Genomic DNA, 20,454 nt, shown 5'->3' on the forward strand with positions numbered 1-20,454 from the left:
GCATGTCCCGGCACGAGCTCAAGCACCTGATCAGCGACGCCCCGCGGGTGATGGTCGTGGACGGCTCCAAGCTGGTGCGCAAGCTGATCGCCGATGTGCTGCACCGCGAACTGCCGGACGTGGAAGTGGTCGGCTGCGCCAGCATCGCCGAGGCGCGCGCCGCGCTGGAGGCCGGCCCGGTGAACCTGGTCACCACCTCGCTGGCGCTGCCCGACGGCGACGGCCTGGCCCTGGCGCGCAGCGTGCGCGAGGCCGCCGGGCAGGCTTACGTGCCGGTGATCGTGGTCTCCGGCGATGCGCAGCAGCACCTGGTCGAGCGCCGCTTCACCGAATACGTCACCGACTATTTCGACAAGGCGCTGGGCCACGAGGCGCTGGCGACCTTCATCCGCGGCTACGTGCAACCGCAGCCGGTGGTCGGCGCCACCATCCTCTACGTCGAGGACAGCCGGGTGGTGGCCGAGGCGACCAAGCGCATGCTCGAACGCCAGGAACTGCACGTGGTGCACGTGCTGACCGCCGAGGACGCGTTCGCGCTGCTGACCGCCGAATCGCTGGGCCGCACCACCCGCCGCATCGACCTGGTGCTGACCGACGTCACCCTGAAGGGCGAACTCAACGGCCGCGACGTGGTGCAGCGCATCCGCATCGACTTCGCCTACGGCAAGCGGCGCATGCCGGTGCTGGTGATGACCGGCGACAGCAATCCGCACAACCAGTCCGAGCTGCTGCGCGCCGGCGCCAACGATCTGGTGCAGAAGCCGATCGAGGAGCGCCTGCTGGTCACCAAGGTGCTGTTCCAGCTGCGCCTGGCCAAGCTCAGCGACAATGCAGTGACCTTTTGACCGATCTGCCGAACCTGCATGAGTAGCGAAGACGACACCCGGATCCAGCTCGAACCCTCATGGAAGGCGAAGGTCGGCGACTGGCTGCTGCGCCCGGAAATGCGCGAACTGGCCGCGTTCCTGCGCCAGCGCAAGGCCGCCGGCGCACACGTGTTCCCGCCGGGGCGGCAGATCTTCGCTGCGTTCGACGCGACCCCGTTCGACCAGGTCGAGGTGGTGATCCTCGGCCAGGATCCGTACCACGGCTACGGACAGGCGCATGGGCTGTGCTTCTCGGTGCTGCCCGGGGTGCCGGTACCGCCGTCGCTGCTGAACATCTACAAGGAAATCGAGGACGACCTGGGCATCCGCCGTCCCGATCACGGCTGCCTGTTGCCGTGGGCGCAGCGCGGCGTGCTGCTGCTCAACGCGGTGCTGACGGTGGAGGAAGGCCGCGCCGGCGCGCACCAGGGCAAGGGCTGGGAGGGCTTCACCGATCATGTGGTGGAGACCTTGAACCGCGAGCGCGAAGGCCTGGTGTTCCTGCTGTGGGGCAGCTATGCCCAGGCCAAGGGCAAGGTCATCGATACCCGCCGCCACCGCGTGCTGAAGGCGCCGCATCCCTCGCCGCTGTCGGCGCACCGCGGCTTCCTCGGCTGCAAGCACTTCTCCGCGGCCAACGAGTACCTGCACCGCCGCGGCGCCACGCCGATCGACTGGAGCCTGCCGCCACGCGCGGCGCTGGACGCAGCCTTGGCCGGCGGCTGAACCGCGGTTCGACGGCGTCGCCCAGGGCTCGCCGCGTCTACGCAAATTTCGCAGGACCGGTGCTAGTTTTGGCGCTCGTAACCGGTTACGCCCGCATTTCCCATCGTTCCAGCGGCTTCCGTCACAGTCCGTTTCCTGATTCGAATGTTCCATAAACAGAACGCAGGAACTTTTTACTGTACCCAGCAGTCTAGTTAGTTGACTGCTAAGATGAGCCCTATGAGCCAGACCATACCTGCCACCGCGCTGGTGGCCAACAACCTCCCGATCCCCAGTCCGCTCGGTTCGCTGGATGCCTATATCGGCGCCGTGCACCAGATCCCGGTGCTGACGTCCGAAGAGGAACGCGCGCTGGCGGTGCGCTACCGCGACCAGGAAGACCTGGATGCGGCACGCGAACTGGTCCATTCCCATCTGCGCTTCGTGGTTCACGTCGCCCGCGGCTACAACGGCTACGGCCTGCCGCTGGGCGACCTGATCCAGGAAGGCAACATTGGCCTGATGAAGGCGGTCAAGCGCTTCGACCCGGAAATGGGCGTGCGCCTGGTCAGCTTCGCGGTGCACTGGATCCGTGCCGAGATGCACGAGTACATCCTGAAGAACTGGCGCATCGTCAAGGTCGCCACGACCAAGGCGCAGCGCAAGCTGTTCTTCAACCTGCGCAAGTCCAAGACCCGCCTGGGCTGGATGAACGCGGCGGAAGTGACCGCGGTCGCCAAGGACCTCAACGTGTCCGAGCGCGAGGTGCTGGAGATGGAGTCGCGCCTGTCCGGTCGCGACATCGGTTTCGACGCGCCGTCCGACGACGATGACGACCACGCGCCGCCGTCGCCGGCTGCTTATCTGATGGCCGCCGAGGAAGATCCCTCGCAGGCCTACGAGCGCGCCGACAGCGAGGACAACCAGCTGCAGCTGCTGCGCGAAGGCCTGGCCGAACTGGATGCGCGTTCGCGCGATATCATCAAGCGCCGCTGGCTGGATGCCGACAGCAAGATCACGCTGCAGGAGCTGGCCGACGAGTACGGCGTGTCCGCCGAGCGCATCCGCCAGATCGAAGCCAACGCGCTGAAGAAGATGAAGGCGTTGTTCGTGGCGTAAGTGTCGCTCAGTTGCGGATGATCGATCCGCCAAGCAAAAAGGCCCGGTTTCCCGGGCCTTTTTCGTTGCGCCAAGGTACGTGGAAACCGGCATGCCGACCCGCGTTGCGGGTTACGGCTCCGGCGGCGGCCGCGCCACCGGCAGGTGCCAGCCGTAGCGGATCGCCATGAAGCGCAGGCCGAAGCACAGCGTTGCGCCGATCGCCAATCCCCACGGTTGCGGCAGGTGCAGCGCGTGCGCCGCGGCGACCACGCCGCCGCCGAGCAAGGCCGCCACCGCGTACAGCTCGGCCTGCAGCACCACCGGCGTGCGCGCCACCAGCAGGTCGCGGACGATGCCGCCGCCGATTCCGCTGAGCATGCCGAGCAGGGTCGCGCTGAGCGGACCCAGGCCGAACGCCAGCGCCTTGCTGGTGCCGTACACCGCGAACAGCGCCAGGCCTAGCGCGTCGAAGAGTTGCACCGGGTTGCGCAGGCGCTCGACCGTGTTGTGGCTATAGAAGGTCAGCAGCCCGGCCAGGCAGGCGACGCCGAGGTAGCGCGCATCGCCGAGCGCTGCCGGCGGGGTGGCGCCGATCAGCACGTCGCGGGCGATGCCGCCGGACACCGCGGCCGCGCACGACAGCACCAGCACGCCGAACAGGTCCAGGCGGTGGCGCACGCCGACGGTGGCGCCGCTGATCGCGAATACGAAGGTGCCGAGCAGGTCGAGCAGGAATAGGAAGGTCGCCAAGACGGCACTGCGCAGCGGCAAAGGGCGGCTAGGATCGCAGTCCCGCCGCGGGGTGTCACGCGGCCGGCGGCGGCTTGGGCTCGGCCGGCTCGGGCGCGGTAGCGCGCGTGTCGTCGCCGAGGATGATGCGCGCCGCGCGCTGGTAGCTCCAGTACGCCCAGGCCCAGTTGAGCAGCACCACCAGGCGGTTGCGGAAGCCGATCAGGAAGAACACGTGCGCGGCGAGCCAGAACCACCAGGCCAGCAGGCCGGACAGCTGCAGGCGGCCCAGGTGCACGATCGCGGCCATGCGCCCGATGGTGGCCAGGTTGCCGTAGTCGGCATAGCGGAACGGCGCGTCGCCGGCTTCGCCGCGCAGCCGCTTCGCCAGGTTTTCGGCGACGTGCCGGCCCATCTGCTTGGCTGCCGGCGCCACGCCGGGCACCGGCTTGCCGTCGGCCTGCTGCAGCGCGGCCAGGTCGCCGGCGACGAAGACCTCCGGATGCCCGGGGATGCTCAGGTCCGGCTGCACCTGCACGCGGCCGCTGCGGTCTAGCGGCACGTCCAGGGTCCGCGCCAGCGGCGAAGCGGCCACGCCGGCGGCCCAGACCACGGTGCGCGCGGGCACGAAGGTGCTGCCCAGCCGATAGCCGCTGGCGTCGATGTCGGCCACCGGTAAGCCGGTCTGCACTTCCACGCCGAGTTTTTCCAGTTGCCGTTGCGCCTTGGCCGACAGCCGCTCCGGGAACGAGGCCAGCACGCGCGGGCCGGCTTCGATCAGCCGCACCCTGGCCTCGGCGGGATCGATGCGGCGGAATTCGTGCTTGAGCGTATGCCGCGCGATCTCGGCCAGGGTGCCGGCCAATTCCACCCCGGTCGGGCCGCCGCCGACGATGGCGAAGCTGAGCCAGGCCGCGCGCGCGGCAGGGTCGCTCTCGGCTTCGGCGCGCTCGAACGCCAGCAGCAGGTGGCGGCGCAGGTGCAGCGCGTCGTCCAGGGTCTTCAGGCCGGGCGCATGCCTGGCCCATTCGTCGTGGCCGAAGTAGGCATGGGTGGCGCCGGTGGCGACCAGCAGGTAGTCGTAATCCAGCGTCTCGCCGCCGGCCAGCTGCACCTGCCGCGCCTGCTTGTCCAGGCGCACCACTTCGCCCAGGCGCACTGCCACGTTGTCCTGCTTGCGCAGGATCTGCCGCAGCGGCGCGGCGATATCCGGCGACGACAAGCCGGCGGTGGCCACCTGGTACAGCAGCGGCTGGAACAGGTGGTGGTTGCGGCGGTCGATCAGGGTGATGCGCAGCGGCGCCTTGGCCAGCGCGCGCGTGGCCCACAGCCCGGCGAAACCGCCGCCGACCACGATCAGGTGCGGTACGGGCGGGTTAGCCATGCAGGACTCCAGAGGGATGCGAAGACGAGGCGCGAGCGGCTGTCGGGACGCTGGCGACGGCCGCGGACGCTGCATCCGCGCGGTGCGGCGCAGCGCCGTGATGCAGGCAGCGGTCGAGGCGCCGTGCAGGAACTGGGGGCTGGAACGGCATGGCCCTATAGTAGCGCGATGGCGGGCGCAGGCAGGGATGCGGAGGGCGCGTGGGAATGCGAGCGACAACAACGGATCGGCCTCTTGTTTCGCCCGCCGCGGCGATGCCGTCGCGGCTGGGCGGCCTGCTGTTCGCGCTGAAGACCCGCGTGCTGCAACTGCGCCGCGCGCTGCGCGATCTGCGCGGCGGGCCGCGCCGGCATCGCCGCGATGCGGGACTGCCGATCGCCGCCGCGGCGATGTCCGAATCGGTCACCGCGCTATGGCCCGCGTCGGAAGAGACCTCGCCGCTGCTGGTCGCCGGCAAGATCCACAACCTGCGCGTGGCCGCGCGTGCGCTGCACGGGATCGAAGTGCCGGCCGGGGCGGTTTTCAGTTTCTGGCGGCAGCTGGGCCGGGCCACGCGCCGGCGCGGTTTCGCTGCCGGGCGCGAATTGCGCGAAGGCTGTCTGGTGCCCTCGATCGGCGGCGGCTTGTGCCAGCTGTCCAATGCGATCTACGACGCGGCGTTGCGCCAGGGCCTGCAGATCGTCGAGCGGCATCGGCATACGCAGGTGATCGCCGGTTCGCTGGCCGAGCGCGATCGCGACGCGGTGGTGTTCTGGAACTACGTGGATCTGCGCCTGCGCGCGGATTCGGCATGGCGCCTGGAAGTGTGGCTGGATGGCGATGACCTGCACGTGCGCATCCTCGGCGGTGCGCCGGCCGTCGCCGCGCTGCCGTTGCTGCCGCTGCGGCGCACGCCGGCCGCGACCGCGGCGAACGACTGCACGCGTTGCGGCCGCGAGGAATGCCATCGGCATGTGCCGGCGCGCGCGCAGGGCATCCGCCGCACCTGGCTGGTGGACGAGGACTGGCCGGAATTCGCCGACGACCGCCGGCGCCGCATGCAGCCGGGCGATCGGCTGCTGGCGCTGCGCCGGACCAGCTTTTCCGCGGTGCAGGCGGCGTTGCTGCAACGCTGGTGGCTGCGCCGCGGTCTGCCGTTGCCGCAGGTGCGGCAGCGCGCGCAGCGCATCCGCCTGCGCGCGCTGCAGCGCCAGCTCGGCGCGCAGGATGTCGAACTGGTGGTGCCGCAGGGCCTGTTGCCGGGCCTGTGGCTGGCCGGCGAACTGCAGGGCCGGCGCTGGGACGTGTGCATGACCGCGCTGCCGATGCAGGTGCTGCAGGCGCACCTGGACGTGGCCGCGCAGCGCCATCCCGACAGCGCCACGCTGCGCGATTTTCGCGCCGATCCGCTGTTGGTCGAGGCCGAACGCGCGGCGCTGGCGCAGGCGCGGCACTGGATCACTCCGCATCGCGAACTGCTCGCCTTGGCCGGTAGCCGCGGCATCGCCCTGCAGTGGCAGCGGCCGTTGCTGCCTGATGCTGCACAACCCAACAGCAATGGCGCTGCCGCGCAGGTGCTGCTGGCGGCGTCGTCGCTGGCGCGCAAGGGCGCGTTCGAATTGCGCGAGGCGTTGCGCGGTCTGCCGGTGCAGTTGCTGTTGCCGCCGGGCGCGCAGGAAACGCCGCAGTTCTGGAGCGGTTTCGATGTGCGCCGGGTCGCGTCGATGGCCGACGGCGTGCAGGCAGCCGCGGTGGTGGTGCTGCCGGCCTGGATCGAGCAACAGCCGCGTGGCGTGCTGCTGGCCTTGGCGCTGGGCAGGCCGGTGATCGCTACCGCGGCCTGTGGTCTGGGCGCAGACGATGGCGCGTGGCGTTGCGTGGAAGCTGGCGACAGCGCCGCGCTGCGCGCGCAACTGGTCGACGCGCTGGGCTTGCCGGGCTGAGAAAGCGCGTCGCGAACGACGCGCTCGGCTCAGTACAGATCCTGCGGATCCACATCCAGCGACCAGCGCACCCGCCGCGCCTGCGGCAGCGCGTAGATCGCCGGTACCGCCGCGTCCAGTACCGCATGCAGCGCGCGCCGCGTCGGCGCCGACAGCAGCAGCTGGGTGCGCTGGAAACCGGCGCGGCGCGGCATCGGTGCAGGCATCGGTCCGAAGCGTTGCACCTCGGCCTGCTCCGGCAGCAGTGTGCGCACCGCGCTGAGGAAGGCGTTGGCGTGTTCGACCTGCTTGGCCTCGGCGCGCAGCAGCGCCAGATACGCGAACGGCGGGAAGCCGGCCGCTTCGCGCTGCGCCAGTTCGGCCTCGGCGAAGGCGTGGTAGCCGCCGTGCACCAGGGTCTCCAGCAGCGCATGGCCGGGATGGTGGGTCTGCAGCCACACCTCGCCCGGGCGCGCGGCGCGGCCGGCACGGCCGGCGACCTGGATCAGCTGCTGCGCCAGTTTCTCGCTGGCGCGGAAGTCGGCCGAGAACAGGCCTTCGTCGATGCCCACCACCACCACCCGGGTCAGCTGCGGCAGGTCGTGGCCCTTGGCCAGGATCTGCGTGCCGACCAGGATGCCGGGCTGCGTGCCGAGCGTGGCCAGTTGCGTCTCCAGCGCGTCGCGGCGCTGGGTGGTGCCGCGATCGATGCGCAGCACGGGGACGTCGGGGAAGGCCTGCAGCAGGCGTTCTTCCAGGCGCTCGGTGCCGATGCCCTGCGGCTGCAGCGCCAGGCTGCCGCAATCCGGGCAGGCCAGTGGCGCCGGCTGGCGCGCGCCGCAGTGGTGGCATTGCAGGCGCCGGCCGCCGGCATGCACGGTCATCGGCGTGGCGTGCAGCGGGGTGCTGCAACGCTGGCACGGCGCGGTCCAGCCGCAGTCGTGGCACAGCAGCACCGGCGCGTAGCCGCGGCGGTTCTTGAACACCAGCACCTGGCCGCCCTCGGCCAGCGCGCTGCCGATGCCGGCCAGCACCTCCGGCGACAGGCCGTCCTGCAGCGGCCGCTTGCGCACGTCGAGCACGCGCACCGTCGGCGGCCGCGCCTCGCCGGCGCGGCGGGTCAGGCGCAGGTGCGCGTAGCGGCCGCTGGCGGCGTTGTGCAGGCTTTCCAGCGACGGCGTGGCGCTGCCCAGCAGCACCGGCACGTCCAGCGCCTTGCCGCGCACCAGGGCGAAATCGCGGGCGTGGTAGCGGATGCCGTCCTGCTGCTTGTAGCTGCCATCGTGTTCCTCGTCGATCACGATCATCCCGGCCTGCGGCAGCGGCACGAACACCGCCGAGCGGGTGCCGACCACCACCCGCGCCTCGCCGCGCCAGGCCGCGGCCCAGACCCGCGCGCGCTCGTTGTCGGTGAGTCCGGAATGCAGCGCGTGCACCGGCACGCCCAGGCGCGCACGGAACCGCGCCAGGGTCTGCGGGGTCAGGCCGATCTCCGGCACCAGCACCAGCGCCTGGCGGCCGCGCGCCAGGCAGGCAGCGATGGCCTGCAGGTAGACCTCGGTCTTGCCGCTGCCGGTGACCCCGTCGAGCAGGAACGGGGCGAAGCCCGGGGCGGCGACGACGGCGTCGATCGCGGCCTGCTGTTCGTCGTTCGGGGTGGGGCCGGGCTGCGGCTGCGGCGCCGCGGTGCTGGCGGGGACCGCGATGCGTTCGGCGAAGTCGCGCTTGGCCAGGCTGCGCGCGGCGCTGCGCCAGTCGTCCATGGCCTGGTCCAGGCGGTCCTCGTCCAGCGGCCCGGCCCGCAGCAATTCGGCGAAGCGGTGCGGACGGGTGCCGGGGCGGGCGCGGTGGCTGGCGCCGGCCTCGGTCAGGCGCCAGGCCCAGGCGTGGGTGTCGGGCAGCGCCTCGCCGCGGCGCAGGGCCACCGGCAGCGCGGTCGCCAGCACCTCGCCCAGTGGCGCATGGCTGTAGCGGGCCAGCCAGTGCAGCGAGTCGGCCAGTTCGCCGTGCAGCAGCGGCATCGGGTCCAGCCAGGCCAGCGCCGCGCGCAGGCCCTCGCTGTCCTCGACCTGGCCGAGCGCGGCGACCACCCCGCTCAGCTCGCGATTGCCGAACGGCACCCGCAGCCGGCGCCCGATGTCGCCGGCGCCGGCGGGCTCGCCAGGCGGTGGCAGGTAGTCGAACAGCTGCGGCAGCGGCAGCGGCAGGGCGACGCGGAGGGTGGCGGCAGGGGACGGCATCGGTCCTAGTTTAGCGGCCGCGGGACGGGCGCCAGTGCCTCCTCGGCGGTAGTCGGCGAGGGGCGCCAGTTGCAAGCGATAGCTGCTCGCAAAGTGATAAACAAGTCGTAAATAGCTGCCCCGCTTGGAGAATCGATTTTATCCACACCCGCTGTGGATAAAGCTGTGCATGAAAGGGATGCTCCACGCCGTGAAGACGGATTCACAAGCCTCTGCCACAAGTTGGACAAAAAAGCGCCACTCGGATAAATCCAATAAATAACAACAACTTGGCCGTGAAACATGGCTGCAACATGATTTTGCGGGGGCTTGACAGGAGGCGTCGCCCGGACCTTGAGGGCGCTGTGCACAACCCGTCGCCGCGATCCGCCCGGCTGGCGCCTGAAGCAGCCGATCGGCGCGCCGTTGTCAAGCGCGCGGCGCGGCGGCGGCATCGCTATCATCGCGCCGATGATGGAGTTCCGATGACCGCCGCGCCCCCTTCCGACGGCGCGGTCGCACCGCCCGCCCTGGCCGCCTTCCTGCGCGGTATCGAACGCCGTGCCGCGGTGCTGGCCGAGTTGCAGAGCGGCAGCGTCGAGCGCGGCGCGCCGGCGCTGGCCGCGGCGATGCGCGCGTTCCGCAGCCATGCCGCGACCCTGCCGATGGCCGACTGGCCGCTGCGCTTCTGGAAGCTGCTCGCCGCGGTGCCGTCGCTGCGCCAGGTCGCCACCGCGGCCGGCAGCGGCTGGCCCACGCCGCTGGCGCACCTGGGTGAGTTGGGCGCGGCCGACCGTCTGGCGCTGCTGCTGCGGATCGTGGCCGGGCTGGACGAGCCGACCGCGGCGCAGGTCCTGAACCAATCCACCGAGGACTACCAGCAGGCGCTGGCGCGGGCCTGTCCGCGCGATGCCGGCGGGCGTCCGGACGCCGCCGGCTGGCGCGCGCTGGCCGACGCCGCCCAGCAGCATCTGCGCGAACTGCCGCCGCAGCGGTTGCAGGCGCTGGCGCAACTGCGCGATGCGGCCATCGCTGGCGCGGCGCCCACGCCCGCGGCGACGCCGGCGGCGCCCGCGGCGGTCCGTCCGCGCCGTAGCGGGCGCGGGCTGACCCGGCCACGGCTGGTGGCCGCAGTGATCGTGCTGGTGGTCCTGGCCCTGCTGGGGACGCTGTGGTGGGGACGGACGCCGCCGCGGCCTGCGGCGACAGACACCGGCTCGAGCCTGGCGCTGGGCGATACCGGGCCGGTGCAGGTGGAGGAACTGCCGGCCGAGTCGGATGCGCCCACCGCGCCGCCGTTGCCGGCGGCCCCGCCGGCGCCGCTGCCGGAACCGGCGGTCTACGACCTGGACTTCTTCGCGTGGTACGCGGCCGGCGCACCGCCGGCACGGATCGAGCGCAGCGCGCCGAGTGCGGAGGACCTCGCCGCCGCCGCCGCCGCCCAGTCCGCCACCGGCAGCGCCGCCCCGGCGGCAGCCGCTGCCGCCGACCCGCCGCCGGCGCTGACCCCGGCGCAGTTGCGTGAGCGCCAGACCGCCTGGGAGGCGCTGGACGCCACGGTGCAGGCGCGCCTGCGCCAGGTAGCCAGCGCCTTCGCCGGCTTGCCGGTGGAGCAGCAGCACACGCTGCGCGCGCAATTCGCCGCACTGGATGCGCTGGAACGCCATGGCTGGTTGCTGGGTCCGGAACTGGGCAGCGAGTACTGGGCGTTGCAGCCGCTGTTCGGCTATGTGCCCGACGCGCAGCGTGCGGCGCTGCTGGGCCTGCTGCGCACGTTGCCGGCCGAGCAGCGCGAGCACCTGGCGCTGTTGTCGCAGCGCACCCCGCCGCAGGACCGCGCGACGCTGCGCCGCGAGTTGCTGGCGCAGGGCGCGGACACGCGCGCGGCCTGGCTGCGCCAACGCGCCGCGCGCTGAGCGCAGCATCTGCCGCTCTTCGCTCTTCGCTCTTCGCTCTTCGCGTCCCGAGTCCCGAGTCCCGAGTCCCGAGTCCCGAGTCCCAAAGCCTGCGCCGAACAGCCGAGCAGGTTAAACTGCGGCCCCTCCGCCACCCGGCGCCGGCGCTTTCCTGCGCGGCCGCAGTCGGCGGGATCGCCAGAGTCTTGCAATGTCTTCGTCCTCCACCCCGGCGTCGGTCCGGGGCCGCGAACTGCGCACCACCGCGCAGCTCGCCCTGCCGCTGGTCCTGGGGCATATCTCCGCCGGCCTGATCAGCTTCGTCGACAACGTGATCGCCGGGCACCACGGCACCCGCACGCTGGCCTCGGTGACGGTCGGCACCGCGCTGCTGTGGCTGCCGATGATGATTCCGATCGGCACCCTGATCGCGTTGACCGCGTCGGTGTCGCAGCTCGATGGCGGCAAGCGCCACGCACAGATCGGGCCGATGTTCCGCCAGGCGCTGTGGTTGTCGCTGGGCCTGGGCGTGCTGATGTTCGCGTTCCTGAGCGTGATGCCGATGGCGCTGCCGCAGCTGGGCATCGCCGCGGAAATCGTGCCCGGCGCGCGCGATTTCCTGCACGCGATCCGCTGGGGCGTGCCGGCGATGGTGCTGTACTTCTGCATGCGCTATCTCAGCGAGGGCATGCACTGGACGCTACCGACCATGCTGCTCGGCTTCGGCGGGCTGCTGGTGCTGGCGCCGCTGGGCTATGTGCTGACCTTCGGCCTGTTCGGGCTGCGCGAGCGCGGCGCCGGCGGACTGGGCATCGCCTCGGCGATCATGATGTGGCTGCAGGCGCTGTGTTTCGCCATCTACCTGGCGCGCTCCAAGCGCTTCGCGCCGCTGCGCCTGTTCGCGACCTTCGAGGCGCCGGACCTGCGCGCGATCGGCGGGTTGCTGAAGACCGGGCTGCCGATCGGCATCACCATCCTGATGGAGGGCGGGCTGTTCATCGTCACCGCGCTGCTGATCGCGCGGCTGGGCGAAGTGCCGGCGGCCGCGCACCAGATCGCGATCAACGTGGCGCAGCTGTGCTTCATGGTGCCGATGGGCGTGGCCGAGGCGACCACGGTGCGGGTCGGGCGCGCGGCGGGCGGCGGCGATGCGGTCGGCGTGCGCGGCGCGGCCTGGGCCGGCTATACGATCGTGCTCGGCACCCAGGCGCTGTCGGCGCTGGTGCTGCTGTTCGGCCACGACGCCATCGTCGGCGTCTACACCCGCGACATCGCGGTGGCCGGGCTGGCCTCCACGCTGCTGCTGTACGCGGCCGCGTTCCAGTTTCCCGACGGGGTGCAGGTGCTGTCGGCCGGCGCGCTGCGCGGGCTCAAGGACACCCGCGTGCCAATGCTGCTCGCGCTGTGCTCCTACTGGGGCCTGGGCATGCCGCTCGGCGCCGGGCTCGGCCTGTGGCTGGGCTGGGGACCGCAGGGCATGTGGATCGGGCTGATCCTGGGCCTGACCGCGGCCGCGGTGATGATGGCCGCACGCTTCCGTCTCAGCAGCGGGCGCCTGCTCGCCGCCGCGGCTGCCTGACCCTGACCCCTGACTTCAGGCGCATGTGCGGCGCCGGCACAGCCGGTATGCTGCACGCGCGCAAGACGCTTTCCTTCCGGAGTTTTCCATGAACCAACCCGTGCGTCGCAGCCCCATCGCCAGCTTCTTCGTCGGCCTATGGGATGTGATGAACTTTACCCGCCGGCTGATCCTGAACCTGGTGTTCTTCGGCTTCCTGCTGCTGCTCCTGCTGGCGATCGTGTTCGCGATGGCGCGCGGCGATGGCGCCAAGACGCTGCGCGACCGCACCACGCTGCTGATCGCGCCGGAAGGCACCCTGGTCGAGCAGTTCAGCGCCGATCCGGTCAGCCGTGCGCTGACCAAGGCGATGGGCGACAAGGGCGCCGAGGAGATCCAGCTGCGCGACCTGATCCGCGCGCTGGAAGCGGCCAAGACCGATCCGAAGATCGAGCGCGTGGCGCTGCGCCTGGACAAGCTGCAGCCAAGCGGCTTCGCCTCGATGCGCGAGGTGTCCGCGGCGCTGCAGGACCTGCGCGCCTCCGGCAAGCAGGTCGTGGCCTACAGCGACAGCCTGAGCCAGGCGCAGTACCTGCTGGCCGCGCAGGCCAACGAGGTCTACCTGGACCCGATGGGTTCGGTGGTGCTGGAAGGCCTGGGCCGCTACCGCCAGTACTTCCGCGAAGGCCTGCAGGACAAGCTCGGCGTGGACGTGCACCTGTTCAAGGTTGGCGAGTTCAAGTCCGCGGCCGAGCCGTACGTGCTCGACGCGGCGTCGCCGGCCTCGAAGGAAGCCGATCTGTTCTGGATGAACGACGTGTGGCAGCGCTACGTGGCCGACATCGCCAAGGCGCGCAAGCTGGCGCCCGAGCAGATCTCCGCCGGCATCGACACGATGCCCGAGGGCATCGCCGCGGCCGGCGGCGACATGGCCAAGTTCGCGCTGCAGCAGAAGCTGGTCGATGGCCTGAAGACCCGCGAGGAGGTCGAGGAACTGCTGACCAAGCGCGGCGTCGCCGACGACGATGCCGACACCGGCTTCCGCAACGTCAATCTGGATGCCTACCTGCAGCAGCTGGATCTGCGCCGTTCGCCGGTGGATTCGCGGCCGCAGGTGGCGGTGGTGGTCGCTGCGGGCGAGATCAGCGGCGGCGAGCAGCCGGCCGGGCGCATCGGCGGCGAGTCGACCGCGGCGTTGCTGCGCGACGCGCGCGACGACGACGCGGTCAAGGCGGTGGTGCTGCGCGTGGATTCGCCGGGCGGCGAAGTGTTCGCTTCCGAGCAGATCCGCCGCGAGGTGGTGGCGCTGAAGGCGGCCGGCAAGCCGGTGGTGGTATCGATGGGCGACCTGGCCGCGTCCGGCGGTTACTGGATCAGCATGAACGCCGATCGCATCTACGCCGACCCGTCGACGATCACCGGCTCGATCGGCATCTTCGGCATGATCCCGAACCTGACCCGCAGCCTGGACAAGATCGGCGTGCATACCGACGGCGTCGGCACCACCCGTTTCGCCGGTGCGTTCGACGTCACCCGGCCGATGGATCCGGTGGTGGGGCAGGTGATCCAGTCGGTGATCAACAAAGGCTATGCCGACTTCACCGGCAAGGTCGCGCAGGCGCGCAACAAGCCGGTCGAGGCGATCGACCAGGTCGCGCGCGGCCGCGTGTGGAGCGGTGCACAGGCCAAGGAACGTGGCCTGGTGGACGCGTTCGGCGGCTTCAAGGATGCGGTGGCCGATGCCGCCGCGCGGGCCAAGCTGGGCGATCGCGACAAGTACCGCGTGCGTTACATCGAGAAGCCGGCCACGCCGTTCGCGCAGTTCGTCAACGGTTTCGCCGGCAGCCGCATGGGCGCGTGGATGCTGGGCGATTCGGCACTGGCGCACGCCGTGCTGGCGCGCAGCATGCCGGAGCTGGATACCCAGCTGCGCTTCGTGCAGGACGCGACCGACAAGCGCGACGGCACGCCGGTCAAGGCGCTGGCCTACTGCTTCTGCGGCTTCTGATGCAGGCCTGATGCAGGCGCGTCCGCCACTGGCGGGCGCGCTGCAAGCGAAGACGAACGCCGGCCGACGCCGGCGTTTTTCATTGTCCGGTGGCGGCGTCGATCGCGGCGTTCTGCGCGGCCGCGGCCTGTTCGGTACCGGCCGCCGCCTGCTTGGCGCGGTCCAGCGGTTGCGCGATCGCCGTGCGCAGCGCGCCGGCCTGCGGCTCGGGCGGTTTGTCCGGCGGTTTCGGCGGTGCCGGTTTGCAGGCGGCGAGCGCGGCCAGCAGCGAGAGTGCCAACGTCATCAAGCGCAGTGAACCCGTCATGGCGGCGACCTCGTTGAGCGTGGGCGTTATCCTACGCCCACCCCGGTGCAGACAGGCAAGGCGATGCAGCAACGTTGGCGGCTGGACGGACAGACCGCATTGATCACCGGCGCCAGTGCCGGCATCGGCCTGGCGATCGCGCGCGAGCTGCTCGGCTTCGGCGCCGAGCTGATGCTGGTGGCGCGCGACATCGATGCGCTGGAAGCGGCGCGCGACGAACTGGCCGATACCTTTCCGGAGCGGCGCATCCTGGCGCTGGCCGCGGACGTGGCCGACGACGAGGACCGGCGCGAGATCCTGGACTGGGTCGAGGACCATGCGGACGATGGCCTGCACCTGCTGATCAACAACGCCGGCGGCAACGTCAGCAAGGCCGCGGTGGATTACACCGAGGACGAGTGGCGCGGCATTTTCGAGACCAACCTGTTCTCGGCATTCGAGCTGTCGCGCTATGCGCATCCGTTGCTGGCGCAGCACGCGTCCGCGGCGATCGTCAACGTGGGCAGCGTGTCCGGGCTGACCCACGTGCGCAGCGGCGCGCCGTACGGCATGACCAAGGCCGCGCTGCACCAGCTGACCCGCAACCTGGCCGCCGAATGGGCCGAGGACGGGATTCGGGTCAATGCGGTGGCGCCGTGGTACATCCGCACCCGCCGCACCTCCGGGCCGTTGTCGGATCCGGACTACTACGAGCAGGTGATCGAGCGCACGCCGATGCGCCGGATCGGCGAACCGGAGGAAGTGGCGGCCGCGGTCGGCTTCCTGTGCCTGCCGGCGGCCAGCTACATCACCGGCGAATGCATCGCGGTGGACGGCGGGTTTCTGCGCTACGGGTTCTAGGGCGCCGGTAGACCGCGAGCGCCGGCCAAACCTTGTAGGAGCGGCTTCAGCCGCGACAGGCATTGTCAGCAAAGCGTCGCGGCTGAAGCCGCTCTTACAAGGCAGCGTAGGATCGAACATCCGCGGCGCATGCCCTAATCCGGCGCGCCGCAGCTGCTCGCCTGCAGCAGTTGCTGGCGACGCAGGAATTCCTGGCGCAGCGGCTCGGCGTGTTCGGATGTGGCGAAACGCCAGTGCGTCTCGGCTTCGGCCACGTAGCTTTGCCAGGCCTCGCAGGCGCCGGCTTCGGGCAGCGCCTCGCAGCGATCGCGCAGCACTTCGCAGGCGCTGCCGCCGGTCCTGTCGGGGCTGCCGTCCAGGCCCATGGTGCGCAACGGCACGCAGCGCGGCGTCGGCTCTGCGGTTTCGCCGATGTAGCGTTGCTGCTCGTAGGTGGTGCAGGCATACAGCGTGGGCGGCGGCAGGCGCGGCGCGGCCTCTGCCGGCGCTGGCGGCGGCGCTGGATCCGGTGTGGCGGCGACAGCGGCCGATGCGGGCGGCGGCGGTACCGGCGCGGCGGCTGCAGCTGGCGCGGCCGCCGGCACCTGCGCGCGGCCGACCCCCTGCATGAGCTTCTTTTCCTGGCGCATGCCCTTGGGGCACGGCTGGTTCTGCACGGTCAGGTTGTCGTGCGCATCGGTGCAGCGATAGAACACCACTTGCTCGGCCTGCGCGGCGCCGGCGCAGGCCAGGAGCGCGGCGAGGCAGGCGCCACCTCGCATCTCAGCTGCTGCCGCAGTCGCGGTCGAGTCGCGCGTCGATGCCGCGCTGCTCGGTTTCCAGCGCGCGGCGCTCGCTCTGCAGCGCGCTGTTGTAGCGGCGGATCAGTTCCCAGCGGCGGTCGGTCAGGCGTGCGCACACTTCCTGCGGCGGCAGCGCGTTGCAGGTGTCGCGGATCATGGTGCTGCCGGCCGGCACCACCACGCCGGCGCCGGGATATACCGGCGGCGGGCGCGGGCGGCCGCCATTGCCGCCGCCATGACCGTGGCGATAGCCGTCGCCGTAGCCGCCGGCATAGCCGATGGTCCACAGCGGCACCCAGCGCGGATTGCCTTCGTTGTCGTCGCTGGTATAGCGCTGGCCTTCGCTGGTGACGCATTCGTACATCGGCTGCGGCGGTTGCACGGTGACGATGCGGATCTCGCGCTGCGGCAGCTGCGCCGGGGAGGCCGCGGCGCGCGCCGGATCGGTGCTGAGCGTGGTGGTCGGGCGCGGCGGCGGATCGCGCGGGCGCTGCATGTCCAGCACCTGCTGCTGGCGCGCGTTCTCGCAGGGCGCGTTCTGCAGGCTGACTGCGCCGGAATTGCCGATGCAGCGGTAGATGCGCACCGACCCCTGCCCGCCATCGCTGCTGGTGGTGCGCGTGCTTTGCGCCCAGGCGGCGCCGGCCAACGGCAACAGCGCGGTCAGGAGCAGGACGGGGCGGGCGAGGCTTGGCATGCGCGCATCTTGCGCGCCTTCGCCGGCCAGGGAAAGTGAAAGGCGGGCGGGGATCGGCAACGCGCTCAGGCGCGCAGGATCTCGCCGCTGACGGCGTCGCGGATCGGGGTGGGCTGGGCCAGGCCGCCGGTTTCGCCACCGACCACGCCGTCGAGCGCAGCCAGCAGGTGCGGATCGAGTTCGGCGCGCTGCCGCGCCGGCGGCTCGCCGCCGCGGTTGGCGCTGGTCGAGACCAGCGCGCCGCCCCAGGCGCGGCACAGCGCGGCCACCTGCGGATGCGCGCTGATCCGCACCGCGATGCTGCGGTGCGCGCCGGTGACCCAGGGCGGCGCCTGCGCCGCGGCCGGCAGCACCCAGGTATGCGCCCCGGGCCAACTGGCCAGCACCGCGGCCAGACGCTCCGGCGGCAGCGCCGCCAGATCCAGCAGCGGGCGCAGCGGCTCCAGTTCGGCGGCGACCACGATCAGGCCTTTCTCCACCGGGCGCTGCTTGATCTGCAGCAGGCGCGTCACCGCGGCCTGGGCGTACGGATCGCAACCCAGGCCCCAGACAGCTTCGGTCGGGTAGGCGATGACACCGCCCTGGTGCAGGACGGCGACGGCTTGGCTGAGCGACAGATCGGTCATGCGCGCATGATGCGGCAGGCTGTTTTGTGGGGCAATGCCGGAGGGCCGGGATTCGGGATTCGGGATTGGCAAGAGCGAAGCGTGCTTTGCTGCCGGTTTCCCGTTCGATTCCTGTCGGGCGGTGCGAGCGGGTGTGGCTCGTGCGTAGGCTGTGGAGGCTGCGGTTGTTCGGGTCTGCGCCGAGCCGCTACCGAATGGACTGGTGGACTCGATGCGGCAAGCGCGATCGGATCGCTGGCGCGAGGGATGGCGAAAAGGGCCATCCGGCGCGGCTCCTGCGGATGTTGCATCCGCAGGAGCGGGGGTGGATCAGGCGGGCTTGGCCGCCGCCTTCTTGACCACTTTCTTGGCCGCCTTCTTTGCGGTCTTCTTCGCGGCCTTCTTGACCGCTTTCTTCGCCGCGGGCTTGGCCGGGGCGTCGGCCGCGGCCTTCTTGGCTGCGCTCTTCTTCGGCGCCGCTTCCTTCTTCGCCGCGGCCTTCTTCGCGCCGAAGCCGCGCCGTGCCGGCTTGCCGGTCTCTTCCAGCAGCTTCTGCACTTCTTCCAGGGTCAGCGTGGCCGGCTCGCGGTCCTTGGGGATCTTGCCGTTGAGCTTGCCGTCGCTGATGTACGGGCCGAAGCGGCCGTTGAGCACCTGGATGTCGCTGCCGTCGTATTCCTTGATGATGCGGTTGCGCGCGATCTCTTCCTTTTCTTCGATCAGGAACACCGCGCGCGCCAGATCGATGGTGTACGGATCGTCTTCCTTCTTCAGCGAGGCATAGACGCTGCCGCGCTTGGCGAACGGGCCGAAGCGGCCGATGCCGACGCTGACGTCCTCGCCCTTGTCCTCGCCCAGCGCGCGCGGCATCAGGAACAGCTCCAGCGCGTCTTCCAGGGTGATGGTGTGCATGCTCTGGCCCGGCCGCAGCGAGGCGAACTTGGGCTTGTCCTCGGCGTCCTCGGCGGTGCTGCCGATCGCCGCGTACGGCCCGAACCGGCCCAGGCGCACGCTGACCGGCTTGCCGGTCTTGGGGTCGGTGCCGAGTTCGCGCGCGCCGGTGGCCTCGGAGCGGTCCACCGATTCCTTCTTCTCCTCGACCAGTTCCTTGAACGGGCCCCAGAACTTCTCCATCAGCGGCCGCCATTCCTCCTCGCCGCGCGACACCGCGTCCAGCTCGTCCTCGAGCTTGGCGGTGAAGTCGTAGTCGACGTAGCGGGTGAAGTGGCCGGACAGGAACTTGCTGACCGCGCGGCCCACGTCCGAGGGGCGGAAACGGCGCGCGTCCAGCTCCACGTACTTGCGGAACAGCAGGGTCTGGATGATCGAGGCATAGGTCGACGGGCGGCCGATGCCGTATTCCTCGAGCGTCTTGACCAGCGAGGCTTCCGAAAAGCGCGGCGGCGGCTCGGTGAAATGCTGGTCGGTATGGATGCGGTCGAGCGGGATGCGGTCGCCGGGCTTCATCGCCGGCAGCTTGCGGCCCTCGTCCTCGTCCTCGGCGGCCTTCTGGTCCTTGCCTTCCTCGTACACGGCCAAAAAGCCCGGGTCGATGACCGTGGTGCCGCTGGCGCGGAAGCTGTGCTCGTTGCCCGCAGCCAGTTCCACAGTGACGGTGTTCATCGTAGCCGGCACCATCTGGCAGGCCACCGCGCGCTTCCAGATCAGTTCGTACAGGCGGCGGCCGTCGTCGTCCAGGTACTTTGCCATTTGCGCTGGCGTGCGCAGCGCGGCGGTCGGACGGATCGCTTCGTGCGCTTCCTGCGCATTCTTGGACTTGGTCTGGTACATGTTCGGCTTGTCCGGCAGCGCGCCGGTGCCGAAGTCGCGCGCGATCACGTCGCGGATCTCGGCCAGCGCGTCCTGCGACAGGTTCACCGAGTCGGTACGCATGTAGCTGATCAGGCCGACCGTGCCCTCGTCGCCCACGGTCACGCCTTCGTACAGCTTCTGCGCCACGCGCATGGTGCGGCTGGTGGTGAAGCCGAGCTTGCGCGAGGCTTCCTGCTGCAGCGTGGAGGTGGTGAACGGCGGCGCCGGGCGGCGCTTACGCTCCTTGCTGGCCACATCGGTGACGTGCAGCGCGCCCTGCGCGGCCTTCTGCAGGCGCATCCGCGCCGCTTCGGCGGTGTCGCCGTCGGTGATGGTGAACTGCTCGAACTTCTGCCCGTCGAGCTTGACCAGCTTGGCCGCGAACGGCTGCGAGGGGTGCAGGCAGTCGGCGCCGATGCTCCAGTATTCGCGGGCGACGAAGGCTTCGATCTCTTCCTCGCGCTCGACGATCATGCGCAGCGCCGGCGACTGCACGCGGCCGGCGGACAGGCCGCGCTGCACCTTGCGCCACAGCACTGGCGACAGGTTGAAACCGACCAGGTAGTCCAGCGCGCGCCGCGCCTGCTGCGCATCGACCAGGTCCACGGCGATCTGCCGCGGGTTGGCCATCGCTTCCTTGATCGCGCGCGGGGTGATTTCGGTGAACACCACCCGGTGCAGCGGCTTGTCCTTGAGCAGCCCGCGCTCCTTGAGGATCTCCGCGATGTGCCAGCTGATCGCCTCCCCCTCGCGATCCGGGTCGGTCGCCAGATAGATGTCTTCGGCGACCTTGGCGGCCTTGGCGATGGCCTCGACGTGCTTCTCGTTCTTCTCGATCAGCGCGTAGCGCATCGCGAAGCCGTCGTCCGGATCCACCGCGCCCTCTTTCGGGATCAGGTCGCGCACATGCCCATACGAGGCCAGGACGTGGAAGTCCTTGCCGAGGTATTTGTTGATCGTCTTGGCCTTGGCGGGCGATTCGACGATGAGCAGGTGCTTGGACATGATGAGGTGGGCTTCGAATGGGCGGGGCGGGCGCCCTGGG

15 protein-coding genes and 1 pseudogene are annotated in these 20,454 nt (G+C 70.7%); 8 read left to right on the forward strand and 8 right to left on the reverse strand.

Annotation, left to right across the window (positions count from 1 at the left end; all coding sequences use genetic code 11):
- Nucleotides 1–2: 2 nt before the first annotated feature.
- From HEP73_RS02880 to rpoH, 3 genes are all read left to right on the forward strand, one after another.
- Nucleotides 3–845: a response regulator gene (locus HEP73_RS02880; protein ID WP_064542860.1), complete on the forward strand. Its 843-nt coding sequence runs from the start codon at nt 3–5 to the stop codon at nt 843–845.
- Between the two features lie 18 nt (nt 846–863).
- Complete coding sequence (gene ung, locus HEP73_RS02885; protein WP_185822049.1) at nt 864–1,592, forward strand: uracil-DNA glycosylase; 729 nt, start codon at nt 864–866, stop codon at nt 1,590–1,592.
- Between the two features lie 219 nt (nt 1,593–1,811).
- Nucleotides 1,812–2,690 carry an RNA polymerase sigma factor RpoH gene (gene rpoH / locus HEP73_RS02890; RefSeq protein WP_003469114.1) on the forward strand — a complete coding sequence of 293 codons (879 nt, stop codon included), beginning with the start codon at nt 1,812–1,814 and terminating at the stop codon, nt 2,688–2,690.
- A 111-nt stretch (nt 2,691–2,801) separates the two neighbouring features.
- Here rpoH and HEP73_RS02895 read toward each other — a convergent pair whose 3' ends face one another.
- Nucleotides 2,802–3,422 carry a trimeric intracellular cation channel family protein gene (locus HEP73_RS02895; protein WP_053837051.1) on the reverse strand — a complete coding sequence of 207 codons (621 nt, stop codon included), beginning with the start codon at nt 3,420–3,422 and terminating at the stop codon, nt 2,802–2,804.
- A gap of 55 nt (nt 3,423–3,477) precedes the next feature.
- Nucleotides 3,478–4,785: an NAD(P)/FAD-dependent oxidoreductase gene (locus tag HEP73_RS02900; RefSeq protein ID WP_185822050.1), complete on the reverse strand. Its 1,308-nt coding sequence runs from the start codon at nt 4,783–4,785 to the stop codon at nt 3,478–3,480.
- A gap of 254 nt (nt 4,786–5,039) precedes the next feature.
- Between HEP73_RS02900 and HEP73_RS02905 the strand changes: the two genes are divergently transcribed.
- Nucleotides 5,040–6,707 carry a VanW family protein gene (locus HEP73_RS02905; protein ID WP_255423649.1) on the forward strand — a complete coding sequence of 556 codons (1,668 nt, stop codon included), beginning with the start codon at nt 5,040–5,042 and terminating at the stop codon, nt 6,705–6,707.
- A gap of 29 nt (nt 6,708–6,736) precedes the next feature.
- Here the strand turns inward: HEP73_RS02905 and HEP73_RS02910 are convergent, their stop codons facing one another.
- Nucleotides 6,737–8,926 (reverse strand): primosomal protein N', encoded by a 2,190-nt coding sequence (locus HEP73_RS02910; protein WP_185822052.1) that lies wholly within the window; start codon nt 8,924–8,926, stop codon nt 6,737–6,739.
- A gap of 464 nt (nt 8,927–9,390) precedes the next feature.
- On the opposite strand from HEP73_RS02910, the pseudogene HEP73_RS22560 reads away from it, so the two are divergent.
- The 3 genes and pseudogenes from HEP73_RS22560 to sppA form a co-directional block, all read left to right on the forward strand.
- Nucleotides 9,391–10,350: pseudogene (locus tag HEP73_RS22560) on the forward strand (hypothetical protein); the annotation flags it as partial.
- A 661-nt stretch (nt 10,351–11,011) separates the two neighbouring features.
- Nucleotides 11,012–12,379, forward strand: coding sequence for an MATE family efflux transporter (locus HEP73_RS02920; RefSeq protein WP_185822053.1), 1,368 nt, complete (start codon nt 11,012–11,014; stop codon nt 12,377–12,379).
- Nucleotides 12,380–12,467: 88 nt separating this feature from the next.
- Nucleotides 12,468–14,366 carry a signal peptide peptidase SppA gene (gene sppA / locus HEP73_RS02925; protein ID WP_185822054.1) on the forward strand — a complete coding sequence of 633 codons (1,899 nt, stop codon included), beginning with the start codon at nt 12,468–12,470 and terminating at the stop codon, nt 14,364–14,366.
- 79 nt (nt 14,367–14,445) lie between these two features.
- On the opposite strand, the gene HEP73_RS02930 is transcribed toward sppA, so the two are convergent.
- Nucleotides 14,446–14,673, reverse strand: coding sequence for a hypothetical protein (locus HEP73_RS02930; RefSeq protein WP_255423651.1), 228 nt, complete (start codon nt 14,671–14,673; stop codon nt 14,446–14,448).
- 63 nt (nt 14,674–14,736) lie between these two features.
- Here HEP73_RS02930 and HEP73_RS02935 point away from each other — a divergent pair, with 63 nt between their 5' ends.
- A complete protein-coding gene (locus HEP73_RS02935; RefSeq protein WP_185822055.1) occupies nt 14,737–15,513 on the forward strand; it encodes an SDR family oxidoreductase in 777 nt (258 codons plus the stop codon).
- Between the two features lie 134 nt (nt 15,514–15,647).
- Here the strand turns inward: HEP73_RS02935 and HEP73_RS02940 are convergent, their stop codons facing one another.
- The 4 genes from HEP73_RS02940 to HEP73_RS02955 all read right to left on the reverse strand — a co-directional run bounded on the left by HEP73_RS02940 (nt 15,648) and on the right by HEP73_RS02955 (nt 20,414).
- Nucleotides 15,648–16,274 (reverse strand): DUF4124 domain-containing protein, encoded by a 627-nt coding sequence (locus HEP73_RS02940; RefSeq protein ID WP_185822056.1) that lies wholly within the window; start codon nt 16,272–16,274, stop codon nt 15,648–15,650.
- A gap of 1 nt (nt 16,275) precedes the next feature.
- Nucleotides 16,276–16,992: a DUF4124 domain-containing protein gene (locus HEP73_RS02945; RefSeq protein WP_185822057.1), complete on the reverse strand. Its 717-nt coding sequence runs from the start codon at nt 16,990–16,992 to the stop codon at nt 16,276–16,278.
- A 65-nt stretch (nt 16,993–17,057) separates the two neighbouring features.
- On the reverse strand, nt 17,058–17,618 hold the full coding sequence (locus tag HEP73_RS02950) for a Sua5/YciO/YrdC/YwlC family protein (protein WP_185822058.1): 561 nt from the start codon (nt 17,616–17,618) through the stop codon (nt 17,058–17,060).
- Nucleotides 17,619–17,927: 309 nt separating this feature from the next.
- Nucleotides 17,928–20,414: a DNA topoisomerase I gene (locus tag HEP73_RS02955; RefSeq protein ID WP_185822059.1), complete on the reverse strand. Its 2,487-nt coding sequence runs from the start codon at nt 20,412–20,414 to the stop codon at nt 17,928–17,930.
- Nucleotides 20,415–20,454: the final 40 nt, after the last annotated feature.

Origin of the sequence: Xanthomonas sp. GW (assembly GCF_014236815.1) — a bacterium.
Lineage (GTDB): Bacteria > Pseudomonadota > Gammaproteobacteria > Xanthomonadales > Xanthomonadaceae > Xanthomonas_A.

Bases quoted from the DNA above. Each gene is read 5' to 3' on its own strand.
- HEP73_RS02935 (WP_185822055.1), top strand. From the start codon at position 14,737: ATGCAGCAACGTTGGCGGCTGGACGGACAGACCGCATTGATCACCGGC.
- HEP73_RS02930 (WP_255423651.1), bottom strand. From the start codon at position 14,673: ATGACGGGTTCACTGCGCTTGATGACGTTGGCACTCTCGCTGCTGGCC.
- ung (WP_185822049.1), top strand. From the start codon at position 864: ATGAGTAGCGAAGACGACACCCGGATCCAGCTCGAACCCTCATGGAAG.
- rpoH (WP_003469114.1), top strand. From the start codon at position 1,812: ATGAGCCAGACCATACCTGCCACCGCGCTGGTGGCCAACAACCTCCCG.
- HEP73_RS02950 (WP_185822058.1), bottom strand. From the start codon at position 17,618: ATGACCGATCTGTCGCTCAGCCAAGCCGTCGCCGTCCTGCACCAGGGC.
- HEP73_RS02880 (WP_064542860.1), top strand. From the start codon at position 3: ATGTCCCGGCACGAGCTCAAGCACCTGATCAGCGACGCCCCGCGGGTG.
- HEP73_RS02910 (WP_185822052.1), bottom strand. From the start codon at position 8,926: ATGCCGTCCCCTGCCGCCACCCTCCGCGTCGCCCTGCCGCTGCCGCTG.
- sppA (WP_185822054.1), top strand. From the start codon at position 12,468: ATGAACCAACCCGTGCGTCGCAGCCCCATCGCCAGCTTCTTCGTCGGC.
- HEP73_RS02945 (WP_185822057.1), bottom strand. From the start codon at position 16,992: ATGCCAAGCCTCGCCCGCCCCGTCCTGCTCCTGACCGCGCTGTTGCCG.
- HEP73_RS02920 (WP_185822053.1), top strand. From the start codon at position 11,012: ATGTCTTCGTCCTCCACCCCGGCGTCGGTCCGGGGCCGCGAACTGCGC.
- HEP73_RS02905 (WP_255423649.1), top strand. From the start codon at position 5,040: ATGCCGTCGCGGCTGGGCGGCCTGCTGTTCGCGCTGAAGACCCGCGTG.
- HEP73_RS02900 (WP_185822050.1), bottom strand. From the start codon at position 4,785: ATGGCTAACCCGCCCGTACCGCACCTGATCGTGGTCGGCGGCGGTTTC.
- HEP73_RS02955 (WP_185822059.1), bottom strand. From the start codon at position 20,414: ATGTCCAAGCACCTGCTCATCGTCGAATCGCCCGCCAAGGCCAAGACG.
- HEP73_RS02940 (WP_185822056.1), bottom strand. From the start codon at position 16,274: ATGCGAGGTGGCGCCTGCCTCGCCGCGCTCCTGGCCTGCGCCGGCGCC.